15 protein-coding genes are annotated in these 13,838 nt (G+C 55.6%); 5 read left to right on the top strand and 10 right to left on the bottom strand.

The window, feature by feature from the left end; translation table 11 throughout:
* Nucleotides 1-14: 14 nt before the first annotated feature.
* From COL8621_RS18400 to COL8621_RS18385, 4 genes are read left to right on the top strand one after another with little or no spacing between them, the layout of a single operon-like run.
* On the top strand, nucleotides 15-941 hold the full coding sequence (locus COL8621_RS18400) for a sulfotransferase family protein (protein WP_093968893.1): 927 nt from the start codon (nucleotides 15-17) through the stop codon (nucleotides 939-941).
* A complete protein-coding gene (locus COL8621_RS18395) occupies nucleotides 934-2,151 on the top strand; it encodes an MFS transporter (RefSeq protein ID WP_093968892.1) in 1,218 nt (405 codons plus the stop codon). The genes COL8621_RS18400 and COL8621_RS18395 overlap by 8 nt, the downstream gene beginning before the upstream one ends.
* Nucleotides 2,152-2,210: 59 nt before the next feature.
* Nucleotides 2,211-2,558, top strand: a complete 348-nt coding sequence (locus COL8621_RS18390; RefSeq protein ID WP_093968891.1) for a Dabb family protein — start codon at nucleotides 2,211-2,213, stop codon at nucleotides 2,556-2,558.
* A gap of 24 nt (nucleotides 2,559-2,582) precedes the next feature.
* Complete coding sequence (locus COL8621_RS18385; RefSeq protein WP_093968890.1) at nucleotides 2,583-3,761, top strand: 4-hydroxybenzoate 3-monooxygenase; 1,179 nt, start codon at nucleotides 2,583-2,585, stop codon at nucleotides 3,759-3,761.
* Between the two features lie 7 nt (nucleotides 3,762-3,768).
* Here the strand turns inward: COL8621_RS18385 and COL8621_RS18380 are convergent, their stop codons facing one another.
* Together COL8621_RS18380 and COL8621_RS18375 are read right to left on the bottom strand one after the other, a co-directional pair.
* Complete coding sequence (locus COL8621_RS18380; protein ID WP_093968889.1) at nucleotides 3,769-4,713, bottom strand: VOC family protein; 945 nt, start codon at nucleotides 4,711-4,713, stop codon at nucleotides 3,769-3,771.
* Between the two features lie 30 nt (nucleotides 4,714-4,743).
* Nucleotides 4,744-5,229 (bottom strand): ureidoglycolate lyase, encoded by a 486-nt coding sequence (locus tag COL8621_RS18375; protein WP_093968888.1) that lies wholly within the window; start codon nucleotides 5,227-5,229, stop codon nucleotides 4,744-4,746.
* A gap of 917 nt (nucleotides 5,230-6,146) precedes the next feature.
* Between COL8621_RS18375 and COL8621_RS18360 the strand changes: the two genes are divergently transcribed.
* Nucleotides 6,147-6,803 carry a GMC oxidoreductase gene (locus tag COL8621_RS18360; RefSeq protein WP_093968886.1) on the top strand — a complete coding sequence of 219 codons (657 nt, stop codon included), beginning with the start codon at nucleotides 6,147-6,149 and terminating at the stop codon, nucleotides 6,801-6,803.
* Here the strand turns inward: COL8621_RS18360 and COL8621_RS18355 are convergent.
* The 8 genes from COL8621_RS18355 to COL8621_RS18315 form a co-directional block, all read right to left on the bottom strand.
* Nucleotides 6,716-6,925 (bottom strand): helix-turn-helix domain-containing protein, encoded by a 210-nt coding sequence (locus tag COL8621_RS18355; protein WP_235823948.1) that lies wholly within the window; start codon nucleotides 6,923-6,925, stop codon nucleotides 6,716-6,718. The two genes, COL8621_RS18360 and COL8621_RS18355, sit on opposite strands and share 88 nt — an antisense overlap.
* A gap of 393 nt (nucleotides 6,926-7,318) precedes the next feature.
* Nucleotides 7,319-8,251, bottom strand: a complete 933-nt coding sequence (kce, locus tag COL8621_RS18345; RefSeq protein ID WP_093968883.1) for a 3,5-dioxohexanoate:acetyl-CoA acetone transferase — start codon at nucleotides 8,249-8,251, stop codon at nucleotides 7,319-7,321.
* A gap of 3 nt (nucleotides 8,252-8,254) precedes the next feature.
* On the bottom strand, nucleotides 8,255-9,274 hold the full coding sequence (locus COL8621_RS18340; RefSeq protein WP_093968882.1) for a branched-chain amino acid ABC transporter permease: 1,020 nt from the start codon (nucleotides 9,272-9,274) through the stop codon (nucleotides 8,255-8,257).
* Nucleotides 9,274-10,134: a branched-chain amino acid ABC transporter permease gene (locus COL8621_RS18335; protein ID WP_093968881.1), complete on the bottom strand. Its 861-nt coding sequence runs from the start codon at nucleotides 10,132-10,134 to the stop codon at nucleotides 9,274-9,276. Before COL8621_RS18335 ends, COL8621_RS18340 begins: the two co-directional genes overlap by 1 nt.
* A gap of 3 nt (nucleotides 10,135-10,137) precedes the next feature.
* Nucleotides 10,138-10,842: an ABC transporter ATP-binding protein gene (locus tag COL8621_RS18330; RefSeq protein WP_093968880.1), complete on the bottom strand. Its 705-nt coding sequence runs from the start codon at nucleotides 10,840-10,842 to the stop codon at nucleotides 10,138-10,140.
* On the bottom strand, nucleotides 10,835-11,563 hold the full coding sequence (locus COL8621_RS18325) for an ABC transporter ATP-binding protein (RefSeq protein ID WP_093968879.1): 729 nt from the start codon (nucleotides 11,561-11,563) through the stop codon (nucleotides 10,835-10,837). The genes COL8621_RS18330 and COL8621_RS18325 overlap by 8 nt, the downstream gene beginning before the upstream one ends.
* Before the next feature lie 30 nt (nucleotides 11,564-11,593).
* Complete coding sequence (locus COL8621_RS18320; protein WP_235823947.1) at nucleotides 11,594-12,865, bottom strand: ABC transporter substrate-binding protein; 1,272 nt, start codon at nucleotides 12,863-12,865, stop codon at nucleotides 11,594-11,596.
* 45 nt (nucleotides 12,866-12,910) lie between these two features.
* Entirely contained in the window at nucleotides 12,911-13,837 is a 927-nt protein-coding gene (locus COL8621_RS18315) for a 3-hydroxyacyl-CoA dehydrogenase family protein (RefSeq protein ID WP_093968966.1), read from the bottom strand.
* Nucleotide 13,838 lies beyond the last annotated feature (1 nt).

The raw sequence follows: 13,838 nt of genomic DNA, 5'->3' as shown, positions 1-13,838 counted from the left end.
TAGGAACGCATTCCATGCAAGAAAAGAACGTCATTTTCCTGATCTGCAACCATCGTTCAGGCTCAACCATGCTCCAACAAATTTTGGGGTCACATTCGCAAATCGGTTTGCTCGCCTCGCCTTGGTTCTTGTTTTCCCTATCCTATGGCCTGCGCGACCTGGACCTTGATGATCTGGGCATCAGCGCCGAGTACAACACAGTTGTCGCAAACAAAAACCTGCACGCCTTTTTGGAAAACTTCGATGAGGGTGAAGAGCTTTACTTCGAAGCCGCCAACAAGTTTGCGATGCACCTTTATCAAAAGGCGATGGCCAAAACGGGGCGGGACCACTTCTTGGACAAGAACATCCGCTATCACATGATTTACGACCAAATGGTGCGCATTTTGCCAGAAGCGAAATACCTTTTGCTCGTGCGCAACCCGGCCGCGCAATTTGCTGGCATGCTCAAATGGTTTGGTGAAGATACGTCCGTACTAAAAGGGCGCCGGGCTGATCTTTTTGACGCTTATACCAATATTAAAAACCTCTATGCGGCGGATGACTTCAAAGGGTTGCGTATTCGTTATGAAGACTTTGTCGCCAGCCCCGAGACCAGCTTGAAAACCCTATACGACTATCTCGAACTGGATTTTGAAAACACGCTGACCTACGGCGACGCGATCAAGGAGAAGTCCGACACAGAAATTTCAGGGTTTGGCGATGTGACCTCGTTGCGTCAAAACAACAAGCCCAACACCGACTATATCTCAAAATGGGTCAAATATCTGGACACCGACAAGAAGAAATTCCTGATGCAGAAATGGCTCCGTTGGGCCGGGCCGGAATTGTTTGAACCGCTGGGCTATGACTACGAACAAACGCTAGCAGCGGCTCCGACAGATTTTGAGACACTCCCCGAGTTTGAAACGCAATGGCAGGAGCTGACCGGTAATGTCTGATCCCAACACCGCCCCCGCTCCTAATCGGATGATACCGCTGGTCCTGTTCAGCGCGTTTATGGTGATGCAGGCCAATTTCTTGGTGCTGCCATCCCTTGCTATCTTTATCTCGGATGATTTGGCGCTCTCGAATGCGCAGATTTCTAGCTTTCTTGCGACCTTTTCGATTGTGGTCTTGCTGTCAAACTTAGGTTGGAGCCGTGTCTTAGACCGCTTCAATCGCAAGAGCGTTCTTTTTACAGGAAGCGTATTGGTAGCCGCGATTTTCTTTTTGACAGCCTTTATGTCCAATTATGAAGGTCTTTTATTTGCACGGGTATTGATGGGCTTGGTGATGCCGATGATCGGCGCATCTGTTTTGCCTTTCATAGCCGATATCTATGCACCTCAAGAGCGTCCAAAGATCATGGGCTATGTGATGTCGGCCAGCTATATGGTCAGCCTTGCGGTCATTCCTTTGGTCATCATGGCGTCCGAACTCACGTCTTGGCGCTTTGCCGCCATTGGTATCGCAGCCTTTACGGCAGGGGTCGCCGCGTTCGCGTATTTCATATTGCCCCGGCCAGAGGGAGCCAAACCTAAAGCGGCCAAAGCCGGGCCAGGCTTCAACGCCTTTGCGCCTGAGAACCGAGACACCCTCTCGCGGCTGATCGGAAAATTTTTGCAGACAGCTGGGATTTTTACACTGTTTGCGGTCTATCCAACGTGGCTCGCCTCTGACGCCAGCGGCGGCAGTTTTTCAAGCGCGACGATGGCGCTGATCTTCTTTGTCGCGGGAGGCTGCGGCTTCCTTGGTTCGATTGCCTCGGGGCGCGCAAACGCGCAGGTTCAAAAAATCACCGATCGATTGGATCCTTTAATGATCCTTTCAGTGATCTGCGCCTTATTTTGCCTGCTGGTACCCATTTTCGGAAAAAGCGCAGTCGTGCTTCAGCATCTAAGCTATGCGCCAATGATCTTTTTCCAGTCGATTGCTGTGGTTTTGCTGATGAACACCTTGATCTCACCCGTGCCAGCAACGGCGCGTGGATACATCAACGCCATGAGCAACATTGTCTTTCAGGCAGGGATCGCCTTTGGCAGCTTTGTAGGATTCTTGCTGCACGATCACGTCTCGATGCTGGCCGTTGGGCTTGTGGCTGGCGTGCTGATCGCGGCCTCTGCATTGTCGTTTTTTTCCTCGGGTCGCGCTCGGGAAGAGACAGCCTGAGAGCGTCAGGCCTTGGGTCGTTCCCCGCTCAGCCGAACAGTTTATAAAGGACACTTTCTATGACCAATTTGGCATCTTCGCAGGACTTTATCCGCCATATCGTGTTTTTCAGCAGCAAAGACCCGGCGGACATCTCGCGTGTTTCCAATGGGCTTTCAATGTTGGCCAACATACCATCTGTGCGGCATTTTGAGGTGGGAACGAACCTCAACAAGGATAACTATGGGAATGAGGTGGACGTCATCGTGTACGCCGAATTCGAAGATGAAGCGGCTATGCAGGCCTACCGCAACCACCCCATCTATGAAGAATGCGTTCGGCTCGTGCGGCCATTGCGTGAGATGCGTTTCGCGGCGGACTTTAAATCGGCCCCTATAGAAGACCCTGCGTCGGTCACCCCAGCATAGCATGCGCAAAGCGGGTCTGATGACATGACGCTAACAGTAAAAACGGATGTGACCATTATTGGTGGCGGCCCCGCTGGCATGCTGCTGGCGCACATGCTGGATCAATCGGGCATTCGTTCCGTCGTGATCGAGCGTAAGACCCGAGAGTATGTCTTGGGGCGCATAAGGGCGGGCATGCTAGAGGCTGGCACGGTCGATATTTTTCGTCAGTTTGGTTTGGCTGAACGGCTGGACCGCGAGTGCATGATCCAAGAAAAAGTCCACTATGGATATGAAGGCAAGGATACGCTTGTCTTGGATCTTAAGGCGCATACGGGCAGATGGTTGACGGCCTATGGTCAAACGGCACTGACGGAAGAGCTTTATAAAGAACACGAACGGGCAGGCCGCCCGTTGTTCGATGCCGTTCAGGACGCACAGCCCGAGGGTTTCAAATCTTCGCCCGTCACCACCTTTACCAAAGAGGGGCAATCGTATCGGGTGGAAAGCCAGTATATCGTTGGCTGTGATGGCTCACATGGTGTGAGCCGGAACGCAATTCCCAAAGATATTCGCAAAGAATGGACCAGAGAGTATCCGTTTGGTTGGCTGGGGGTATTGGCCGAGGTTCCACCAATGCCCCAGCTGTTCTATGCACGCCACTCAGATGGGTTTGTGCTCGCCTCGAAGCGTACGCCAACGCTCAGCAGGTATTATGTTCAAGTCCCAACACTGGATACCACAAGGGATTGGTCGGACGATCGGTTTTGGGACGCGATCTACACGCGGCTGCCAGAATCTCACCACGGGCATGTGACACCCGGCCCCAGCATCGAAAAATCCATCGCGCCCCTGCGCAGTTTTGTCTCCGAGCCCATGCAATACGGCCGGTTGTTCCTTGCGGGCGACGCCGCCCATATTGTGCCGCCAACTGGCGCCAAAGGACTCAATCTTGCCGTGTCTGACGTGTACTATCTGCACCGCGCGTTGGACGCTGCTTTCAACCAAAACAATCAGCATATGCTGGAGAATTATGGCCAAACCGCACTGCGCCGTGTTTGGGCGGCCATCAATCTAAGCTGGCGATTAACCAAGCTAATGCATGTGTTCCCTGGCGAGGCGTCTTTTGAAGCAAAATTGCGCGACAGTGAATTTGATCTTTTGCTGCATAACCCTTGCATGCAGGCGGCTATTGCCCACGAAAAGGTGGGGCTAAAGATCTAAGAGACAATCATTTGGCAGGCGGGGTGCCATGCGTGTGGAAGCTTTCGATGGTTTTTAGCCCCCAAGCTTGTCCCTTTTTGCGCTCTTCCTCGGTCCAGACAACCGGCTCCCAATCTGGCGCCAGGATAAGCCGCGCGCCCGCGTTCGCCAGTTCAACCCGGTTGCCAGCGGGCTCCCAGACGTACAAGAAAAACGTGCCTTGGATCGCATGTTTATGAGGTCCGGTTTCAATATGAACGCCGGCCTCTAAGAACAGATCAGCAGCGCGCAAAATATCTTCGCGCTGGTCGGTCGCATAGGTAAGATGGTGCAGCCGACCTTGTCCTTTTCCGTGTTCTTCGGTGCAGGCCAGATCATAGCTTTTGTTGTTAACCGTGAACCAACAGCCCCCAAGTCGACCGTTATTTAACTTGATCATTTCGGTAACCCGAGAGCCCAAACAAATTTCCATAAAGCGCCGAAACTCGGCAACATCCGAGGACAAAAGGTTCACATGATCAATGCGCCGCGGCGGCACCCCGGTAAAACGACTGGCGGTGTTCTTTAACGCAGATGGGTCGTCTGAAGGCGCGCGATTAGTGTCCCAGTACAGCTCAAAAAGGTGGCCAAAAGGGCTTTCGAACCGAAAGGCAGACCCGTGGCTTTCATCTCCGTCATGCCATCCATGAACCTTGTAGCCCGCTGCATTTATGGCGGCGACCCTGCGATCCAAGGCCGCTTTTGATGCCACGCGATACCCAATGTGGCCCACACCCGTTTGGGGGGAAGATGTCAATTTGAGCGTGCAAAACTCATAGTCATCCCACGCCCGAAGATAGGCGCTGCTCCCATCCAAAGCGGATAATTTAAGCCCATAGACTTGCGTGAAAAAAGCAAGGCTTGCTTCAAACTGGTCCGTCAGAAGTTCAACATGCCCTAAATGCGCAACATCATTGCCAAGTTCGACAGTCATGTGCCCCTCATCGTTGGAGAGTTTAGGTAGCTATCCAATGACGACCGGTTGGTCCAAGGAAACTTCCACCACATTGGCCTCGACACCCTTGCGATCAACAATCAAAAAGTCGGTTTCGGTGTCGATGGGCGTCAACATGCTGTGCCAAGTGTTTCGGTGATAATTCACTCCTTGCCCAGGCTCTGTCATGAAGGCTTTTGGATTGGCGGGGGCACCATCTTTGTCTTCAGCGACCACAACAAGAAAAGGATCTTTTGACAGCGGAATAAAGGCCTGCGAGCCATAGGGGTGGCGTTCCATTACGGTCAGTGTCAATGGCAATGTATAGGGGCGCGCGCGCATCAGGCTGATGACGGATCTGGCGTCTGTTCCGATGGCCTCGGGCGTGGCAAGCGCATTATAGCGATCACAATTGCCTTTGTTGATTTGATAGTCATAAGCGCGATCAAAATCAATGAGATCTCCGAAGGGCGCAAAGTCTTTTTCGCTCATGGGTATAATTTTTAACGTATTCATAATTTGGCTACCTCCTCAGTGCCAAACCTTCGTGCCGCCTTTATGCGCGTCAAGGTATAGGCCGCTCGAAAGTGTCTAAAGCTGCAGCCCCGATTCAACAAATGATCGCTAACTTTTTTGCTCGGACCCAGAATTTTCTCCGGCTTTGTAAGTGAACCCACCCAAAAGAAGCATTTTTTGTCACCAATATCACCCATTGGATAAGCTGGCCAAAGGGGTATTGGGCGGACAAAGCTCAGCTTGAGGCTCGACTTCGTTCCAATGTTCGTTTGGTGAAAGTGACTGCGCTCGCTGAGAGGCTTGATCATAACAAACAGGTTTTAAGTCCCAAAGATCTACACCGACATTCACTGAGTTTCGGGAACCTAGCTAGTTGTTGTGCACGTGTCCAAAAAACTGAAGTGCGCCGCGGCGCGCATGATTCCACGTGATCATAGGATAGTGACATAGCGTGTTGAGCTGTTTTTGCGGACCGTCGCGCAACTTGAAAAGTGGCTCGTCGAGTCTCACGGAAGATCAAGCGTCGGCTGGTGATCATGATTGCCAACAACCAGATGCCGTTCAGCTCCCGGCAACTGACGACGATATTATCAAGGTAAGCGCTGTCTTTCGCTTTGCGGCCAAAAGCGAAATCTCCAAAGATCCACAATTGATCCTCAGTCCCAACAACTTTCCACACGTTTTCAAGCAGAACAGCATCCATTTGGGATACGGGCTCGAATGGTCTGCTGCACTGTCTGACGTTAGCACCGATGGGACAGTTTAGGGCGATTTTATAAGGGAGGGTTTCTGGCACATCGCAACCACTAAGGAGTGGAGCTGAGACAGAAACCCGGAACGCGTAAGAGCCACGACGAGAAAGTCGTCAAGGACATCCGCCGCCCGGCAATCCGGGTCAGACTCCGCTGCATGCAGATATGTTTGCAAAAACCGATCCGGCGCTGCCGGGGGCGGACATGCAGCCTCTTTTCGTGCACGAACCCTATTACGCCGAAACTCAGGAACCAGTCACGCCCAATGCGTTTACTTTTCTAGCGGCTGGTGTGCACCCAACATCGCGCGGACAGATCACTCTTAACAGCGCTGATCCCGAGGATGAGATGAACATCGATCCGAACCTTTTGGCGGAACAATACGATGTGGGCACATTGGTGGCGTCAATAAAACAGATGCACGACATTGCCAGCCAGTCTGCACTAAATCACATCCGAGACCGTGAAATCTATCGTGGCCCCCAAGTGCAAAGCGACGAAGATCTGGCGTCTTATGTTCGTTCGGCTGTTCTATCCTATCACCACCAGAACGATACTTGTAAAATGGGCGTGGACGCCTCGGTCTTTCCTTTTGTGATGGGCGGCAACACCAACGCCCCGGCGATCATGGTCGCAGAAAAGGCGGCCGCAGCGCAAAAACACTGTAACCAATTAGGAGGAATTTTCGGTGATCGCAAACTAGTCAACTTCGGAAAAGTTTTACATAAGATAGATTATAAGCTTTTGATTTCAGCCACGAATTCCGTCATCGCCCCCCCCAACCCAACGCAACTCTTCTTGAGTGTAGCCAGGCTTGGTTGATGCTTTCGGCTCTCTAATAACGAAATATACCGGATGCTTTTACCCGCCCGGTGAGCTAGCTCCTCTTGTGACAGCCCCGCTTCAGTTCGGAATTTTCGAAGCGTTCTGCTGAACTCGCCCAATAGAAGTGCATCTTCATGTTTTCCAAGGTCAGCAAGCCATTGCGTGTGACCATGACGTATTTAAAGAATTTCCGAGACGTTCTATTCCAATCATCACACTCCACGGAGCCAAGGCGGCACGGTCGCACAACCGCGGCAAAGGCCATCGCGCTCGACATGGTGCTCCGCTACGCGCCACCGGATGAACACCACGTGATCATCTTCGACACATGGCCCCGGATTTCAGCCATACGGACTAACACCTTTGAACTCGCCGACGTCGTTCCAGAAACCCTCCCATATCAAATCGCCCTAAACTGTCCCATCGGTGCTGACGTCAGACACAATAATACCACGGCGGTAAATGTTCCTAGTTTCATGTGATCCTCCATGGCTTCTATGGTTTTTGGAACCTTAGAAATTCACGCGATCCCCACCCTTCAGACCAAGGATTTCGCGTGCTTCATCGGGGGTGGCCACCTCGGCGCCCAACTCCTCGACGATGTGACGGATTTTCGCCACTTGCTGGGCGTTGTTCTCCGCCAGTTTGCCTCGCTGAATGAACAGGCTGTCTTCCAGACCGACGCGCACGTTGCCGCCCATTTGGCTGGCCGTCGCGGCCAAAGGCATCTGCGCGCCCCCTGCCCCCAGAACCGACCAGCGATAATCATCGCCAAACAGCCGGTCAGCGGTGCGTTTCATGAACACAAGGTTGTCCACCTCGGGGCCGATACCGCCCAGAATTCCGAAAATGAACTGAATGAATACCGGAGCCTTAAACAGACCCAAATCCATGCAAAATTTCAGGTTATAAAGATGCCCGACATCGTAACATTCGTGTTCAAACTTAATGTCATGCGGGGCCAGCGTTTCGGCCGCCTCGCGGATATCGCGGAACGTGTTGCGAAAGATGTTCCCTTCCGAGCTTTCGACATAGTCCTTTTCCCAGTCGAACTTCCATTCCTTGAACCGCCCGGCCAACGGGTGAAACGCAAAATTCATCGACCCCATGTTCATCGAACACATTTCCGGGCTGAAGGTTTTCGCCGGTTTGATCCGATCCTGAATCGAAAGGGTCAGTGACCCCCCCGTCGAAATATTCACAACCGCATCCGTGGCCTGTTTGACCCGCGGCAAGAACGCCTGAAAATCTTCGGTATCAACCGATGGGCTGCCGTCTTTGGGGTTGCGCGCATGCAGGTGCAGGATGGATGCGCCCGCCTCGGCTGCGGCGACGGCTTGGGTGGCGATATCATCATAGGTATAGGGCAGCGCGTCAGACATTGTCGGCGTATGGATCGCGCCGGTCACCGCGCAGGTGATGATGGTTTTGTTCTTCTTCGCCATTGGTCAGGTATCCTTGTTGGTGGTGGCGCGCACACGGCGGCTGAGCGGGAACAGTTCGATCCCGCGTGTTCCGCGGATCAGCCCCCAAAGGCCGCGCGGCGCTTTAAGCATGATAAGAATGGCAACCGCGCCCAGTGCGATCAGATAGACAGAGCCCAAATCGGCCAGCGTTTCACGCAGTGCGAAATAGACCAGCGTGCCGATAATCGGCCCCTCAACCGTGCCTATTCCGCCGATAACGACGATAAAGATCACGAAGGCCGTCCAGTCGTTCGTGGAAAACGCGGCGTCGGGCGAAATGCGCAGCTTTTGCATAAAGATCAGCGCCCCGACCAAGGTCGTTAGCGCGCCCGTTACAACGTAAACCACGAATTTGCTGCGCCAGATGTCGATGCCAAGCGATTTCGCCGCCAGTTCGTTATCGCGCAGCGCCATCAGCGCGACGCCTTGGCGCGACCGCAGGAACAGGTAAACCGTGCCAAGCACCAGAACCGCCACCCCAAGCGCCAGCCAATAGGCCAACGCCTCGCGGGCGGAGCGGCCATCGGCCATGGATTTCACGATAGACGCGGGCAACGATGTGCCAGACCCGCCGCCCATCACCGTGATCTGCGCAGCGGACAGGCGAAAGACCTCGGCCATGACCCATGTGCCGATGGCGAAATAGGCCCCGCGCAACCGGAACAACAGCGCCGCAACCGGCACCGCGATCAACCCGCCCAGCACCATAACAATCGGCAAAGCCGCCAAGGGGCTGATCCCGGCCAACATGGTCAGCGCGAACAAAACATACCCGCCGAACCCCACATAGGCCTGCTGCCCAACCGACACCAACCCGGCGTAACCGGCCAACAGGTTCCACAGCGATGCCAGCGACAGGTAAAGAAAGATCTCTCCGAACAGGCGCAAATCGGCGCGGCCTGCCCACCACGGCGCGGCGGCCATGACGATCAGAATACCGGCCAGCACGATCATCGCCGCAGTGCTTAGACGTGTGGTGCGCGAAACTTCGTGGTTGTTCATCAGTCCATCCTTGGGAAAAGGCCGCGCGGACGCACAGCAAGGATCAGAAGGAAGACGATGTGACCCGCCAAGACCTGAAAACCGGGGTTCAATTTCGCGCCCAGCGTTTGCGCCACGCCCAAGATCACGCCGCCAGCCAATGTGCCCCAGATGTTGCCTAAGCCGCCGATAATCACCGCCTCGAACCCGAAGATCAGGCGCGATCCGCCCGCCGCCGGATCAAACGAGGTGCGAATGCCCAGAAACACCCCCGCCAAGGCCGTTACCGCCAATGAAAGCCCCATCGCCAAGCCAAAGACATGGGCGCGGTTCAGCCCCATCAGCTGCGCAATATCCTGAAGGTCAGACGTGGCGCGGAATGCGCGGCCAAGGGCAGTTTTGTAAAACATCCACTGCAACGCTCCGATCACGACAATCGCGGCGATAAACACCAGCAACGGCAATACGCCAACGGTTATCGGGCCGATGGACAGACTTGCCGTTTCAATCGCGCCCGCCTTCAACTTTTGCGGATCGGCGGTGTACCCGATCTGAAGCGCGTTCTGAATGATCACGGAAAAGCCGAAGGTTACCAAAAGCGGCGGCAACAAATCGTCGCCCATGGTCCGGTTCAAGACCGTCCGCTGCAAGGCGTATCCCAACACCGCCATCGCAGGGACTACAAACACCAGCGCCAGAAACGGATGCACACCAATCGCCATTGTCACCGTCAGCGCAAGATAGGCCGACAGAACGATCAGATCGCCATGCGCGATGTTAACCAGCCGCATGATCCCGAAAATCAGGCTCAAACCTGCCGCGAAAAGGGCATACAGCCCGCCCAGCAACGTGCCCTGAATGGTCGCGTTGATCCAATCCATTCCCTAAACTCCAAAATAGGCGCGGCTGATCGCCTCGCGCGAGATGTCGTGCGAAGCGCCCGTCAGCGAAACGCGGCCCTCTTGCAGGCAATAAACCCGCGAACTAACCGAAAGCGCCTTTGCAATGTCTTGTTCCACCACGATCGCGGCCAAGCCTTCGCCAACGATGCCGGGCAGCGCGTCATAGATTGATTTGATGATGACCGGGGCCAGACCAAGGCTGATTTCATCCATCAACAACAGGTCCGGGTTCGACATCAGCGCGCGGCCGATGGCGACCATCTGTTGCTGCCCCCCTGATAACGACGTTGCCGGTACATCGCGCCGCTCTTCCAGAATTGGGAACAGGTCGTAAATTCGGCGCAGGTTCCACGGGCCCTTTCGGCCCAGTTGCCCACCGATGATCAGGTTTTCTTCGACGCTGAGCGATTTGAACAACTGCCGCCCTTCGGGCACCAGCGCGATACCCTTGGCCGCGATCTGATCGGCCCGCAACGCGCCGATCCCTTGGTTTTGCCAAACCACGGTTTCCGGCGCCGTCTTGATCAGGCCCGAAACCGAACGCATCAACGTGGTCTTGCCCGCGCCATTCGCGCCGATAACGGCCACCACTTCGCCCGCGTTGACGGACAGATCGACGCGGTACAAGGCCTGAAAATCGCCATAGCCCGCATCAAGCCCGGAAATGGAAAGGATCGTTTCAGACATCCGCTTCGATCCCCAGATAAATTTCGCGCACTTCGGGGCTTTGCATGATGGCTTCTGGCTCTCCCTCGGCGATCTTTTTGCCGAAATCGATGACCAACAGCCGGTCAACAACGGCCAAAAGCGCATGCACCACATGTTCGATCCACACGATGGAAACCCCGGTTTCCCGCAGCCCCATGATCGTTTCGATCAGCGATTTGCATTCATGTTCCGTCAGCCCACCGGCGATTTCGTCCAACAGGATGACGCTGGGCTGGGCGCACATTGCGCGGGCCAGTTCCAACCTTTTGCGTTCAAGCAAGGTCAGCCCCCCCGCCAAAACGTTGGCTTTGGGCAGCAGGCTGGTGCGGTTTAGTACGTCAAGGCACAGATCCTCGGCCGCGGAACCGGAAAGGCGCGCGCCTTGGGTCGCCGCGACAAAGGTGTTTTCAAAGATCGTCATGCCGCCAAACGGCTGAGGCACCTGAAAGCTGCGCGCAATACCGGCACGGCACCGGCGCGCGGCGGGCCAAGGCATGATGTCCCGACCGTTCAGCAATATCTGCCCCCCGTCAGCTGGCAACGTCCCCGTCACCAGATTGAACATCGATGTCTTGCCCGCCCCGTTTGGCCCCAAAACGCCAAGCGCTTCGCCGGGCGCAAGCGCCCAGCTTTGGCTATCGGCAACGGTGACCGCCCCGAAGGCCTTTTGCAGGCCCCTAAGTTCAAGAATTGGCGTCATAGTATTTCCATCCAACGGGGCCTTCGCACCCTAACTCAACAGCATCAATTCACCCGTCAGCGGGATGTCCGGCGCGGTTTCGTTCGTCACGATTTTCAGGTCGATACCATCGCCCTGCTTTTGCCACTGACCCGCAACAAGCGGTGTTTTAGTGACGTTTTTCACCGGACCGTTTGCCCAATTGATCGGCCCCACGATGGACTGAATATTGGTGCCCGCGATGGCCGCGATGTTTGCGGCCGGGTCTTCCAGATCTTCGGATCGGGCGACCACGTCGGCGACCACTTCGAACAGCGCGTGTTTGAACCCAATCGGCTGTGTCCACGCGCGGCCCGTTTCAGCGGTGTAACCATTCGCCAGATCCGCCGCCGAGGTGCCCGTCAACGACGATGCAAACGGATGCGCGGGCGACCACCAGACCTCTGAACTTAGGCCGATGCCGCGGTCACCCAGACCTTCGATCACACTGGGGAACAACAGCGCCTTGCCGATGGTCACGATCTTGGGGTTAAACCCTTGCTGCGCGGCCTGCGCCCAGAAGGTGCCGAAATCTGGCGGGATCATATTGCCGGTGACGATTTCGCAACCCGCATCCTTAAACGCCGCGATCTGGTTGGTGAAATCATCCGACATCGGCTGATACCGGCCCGGATCGGTCAGGCTATAGCCCGCCGCCGCCAACGGTTTTGGCAGGCCAAGCTCTGCGTCGCCCCATGCGTTGCCGTCCGCATCGTTGGGGAACAGGCCGCCAACGTTTTTGCCCACGCCTGCGCTGCCCCACATCGCAAGGAACACGCCGATCACATCTTCCAGACCCCAAAAGAAATGGTACGTGCTTTCGAAGCCTTCGCCGGGGTTGCCGCCGCGGCCAAAGAAATACGGCTGCCACGGGCAATCGGTGGTGATGCAGGGAACCTCGTTGATTTCGGCCTGATCGGCGACGGGGTTCACCGTATCCGGGGTCGAGGCGGCGACGATGATGTCCACCTCGTCCGACAGGATCAGTTCGCTTGCAACTTCGGCGGCGCGGTTGGGGTTGGACTGACTGTCCTTGGAAATAACTTCGATGTTCCAGGCCTTGCCGTTGTTTTCCACCCCGGCCCCGAATTTCTGTGTGATGGCCTTTAGGATGTAATCATCGGCCTCGGCGAAGCCGGCAAGCGGGCCGGTGCGCGGGCTGACATGGCCAACCTTGAAGGTGGGCGTCGCGGCATAAGCGCGGGTGGCGCTAAGCAGCGCGGGCGCGGCCAAAACGGCGGCCCCGGTCCTGATGAATTGACGGCGAGTGCTAAGTCTTTTCACGATCTTTCCTCCCATTTTCAGCCCTCCCAAGCTGGTAAAACGTCTCTATTCTGGCAGAATACTGTCCAGTTTCTTAAGATGGGTCGTAACACGGTTACGCACCTCTGCCGCCTGTTCCGGCGTCCAACTGCGAAACCCCTGCCCCGTCTTCATGCCCAGTTTCCCGTCAGCGACCAGCGCCTCTAACAAGGGCGAAGGGCCTTGGCGTGCCTCTAGATCGGCAAGGACCTGACTGTGAATATCCAGCGTCAGATCGGTGCCAACCAGATCGGCATTTTCCAACGGGCCCAGCACCGACAAGCGCCGCCCAAAGCAGGATTTGACCACCGTATCCACGGACTCGGCATCGCAAATTCCGCGTTCGACAAGGCTTATCGCCTCGCGCCACAGGGCGTGTTGCAGGCGGTTGCCGATAAAACCGGGAACGTCTTTTGCCACCAAAACCGGCGTCTTCTTCGCATCGGCCAAAAGTGCCATCATGAAATCAACCGCGCTGTCGTCAGTGTGTTCTGTCCGAATAACTTCGACCAGCGGGATCATGTGCGGCGGGTTCCACCAGTGAGTGCCAAGCGCGCGGCCCTTGTGGGCAAGCCCCGCCATGATCTGGGTGATCGGCATGACCGACGTGTTCGATGCAAGGATGCAGGACTGCGGGGCGTGGGCCTCTACCTCTGCGAAAATGCGGCGTTTCAGGTCCAGCTTTTCGGGCGCGGCTTCGAACACGGCCACGGCGTTTTGAACGGCTGTCGCGATGCTGTCGGTGATTTCGATCTTTTTAAGGATCTTCGCGATGTTTTCGGGCGGCTCGCCCATCAGGGACAGGCTTTCGCTGATCCGCGCGCTGACGGTTTTACGCGCCTCTTCCACCGGATCGGTGATGATGACGTATTGACCCGCCCGCGCCAGCGTCAAAGCAATGCCGTGGCCCATCAGCCCCGCACCAATCACCGCAAACTGTTGGTTCTTTTTCATC

The organism is Actibacterium lipolyticum (assembly GCF_900184935.1).
Lineage (GTDB): Bacteria > Pseudomonadota > Alphaproteobacteria > Rhodobacterales > Rhodobacteraceae > Actibacterium_A > Actibacterium_A lipolyticum.
Note: the sequence above shows the minus strand (reverse complement) of the source record. Positions and strands in the feature narration are given on the sequence as shown.

Bases quoted from the DNA above. Each gene is read 5' to 3' on its own strand.
- COL8621_RS18330 (WP_093968880.1), bottom strand. From the start codon at position 10,842: ATGTCTGAAACGATCCTTTCCATTTCCGGGCTTGATGCGGGCTATGGC.
- COL8621_RS18335 (WP_093968881.1), bottom strand. From the start codon at position 10,134: ATGGATTGGATCAACGCGACCATTCAGGGCACGTTGCTGGGCGGGCTG.
- COL8621_RS18380 (WP_093968889.1), bottom strand. From the start codon at position 4,713: ATGACTGTCGAACTTGGCAATGATGTTGCGCATTTAGGGCATGTTGAA.
- COL8621_RS18325 (WP_093968879.1), bottom strand. From the start codon at position 11,563: ATGACGCCAATTCTTGAACTTAGGGGCCTGCAAAAGGCCTTCGGGGCG.
- COL8621_RS18395 (WP_093968892.1), top strand. From the start codon at position 934: ATGTCTGATCCCAACACCGCCCCCGCTCCTAATCGGATGATACCGCTG.
- COL8621_RS18340 (WP_093968882.1), bottom strand. From the start codon at position 9,274: ATGAACAACCACGAAGTTTCGCGCACCACACGTCTAAGCACTGCGGCG.
- COL8621_RS18390 (WP_093968891.1), top strand. From the start codon at position 2,211: ATGACCAATTTGGCATCTTCGCAGGACTTTATCCGCCATATCGTGTTT.
- COL8621_RS18315 (WP_093968966.1), bottom strand. From the start codon at position 13,837: ATGAAAAAGAACCAACAGTTTGCGGTGATTGGTGCGGGGCTGATGGGC.
- kce (WP_093968883.1), bottom strand. From the start codon at position 8,251: ATGGCGAAGAAGAACAAAACCATCATCACCTGCGCGGTGACCGGCGCG.
- COL8621_RS18385 (WP_093968890.1), top strand. From the start codon at position 2,583: ATGACGCTAACAGTAAAAACGGATGTGACCATTATTGGTGGCGGCCCC.
- COL8621_RS18375 (WP_093968888.1), bottom strand. From the start codon at position 5,229: ATGAATACGTTAAAAATTATACCCATGAGCGAAAAAGACTTTGCGCCC.
- COL8621_RS18360 (WP_093968886.1), top strand. From the start codon at position 6,147: ATGTTTGCAAAAACCGATCCGGCGCTGCCGGGGGCGGACATGCAGCCT.
- COL8621_RS18400 (WP_093968893.1), top strand. From the start codon at position 15: ATGCAAGAAAAGAACGTCATTTTCCTGATCTGCAACCATCGTTCAGGC.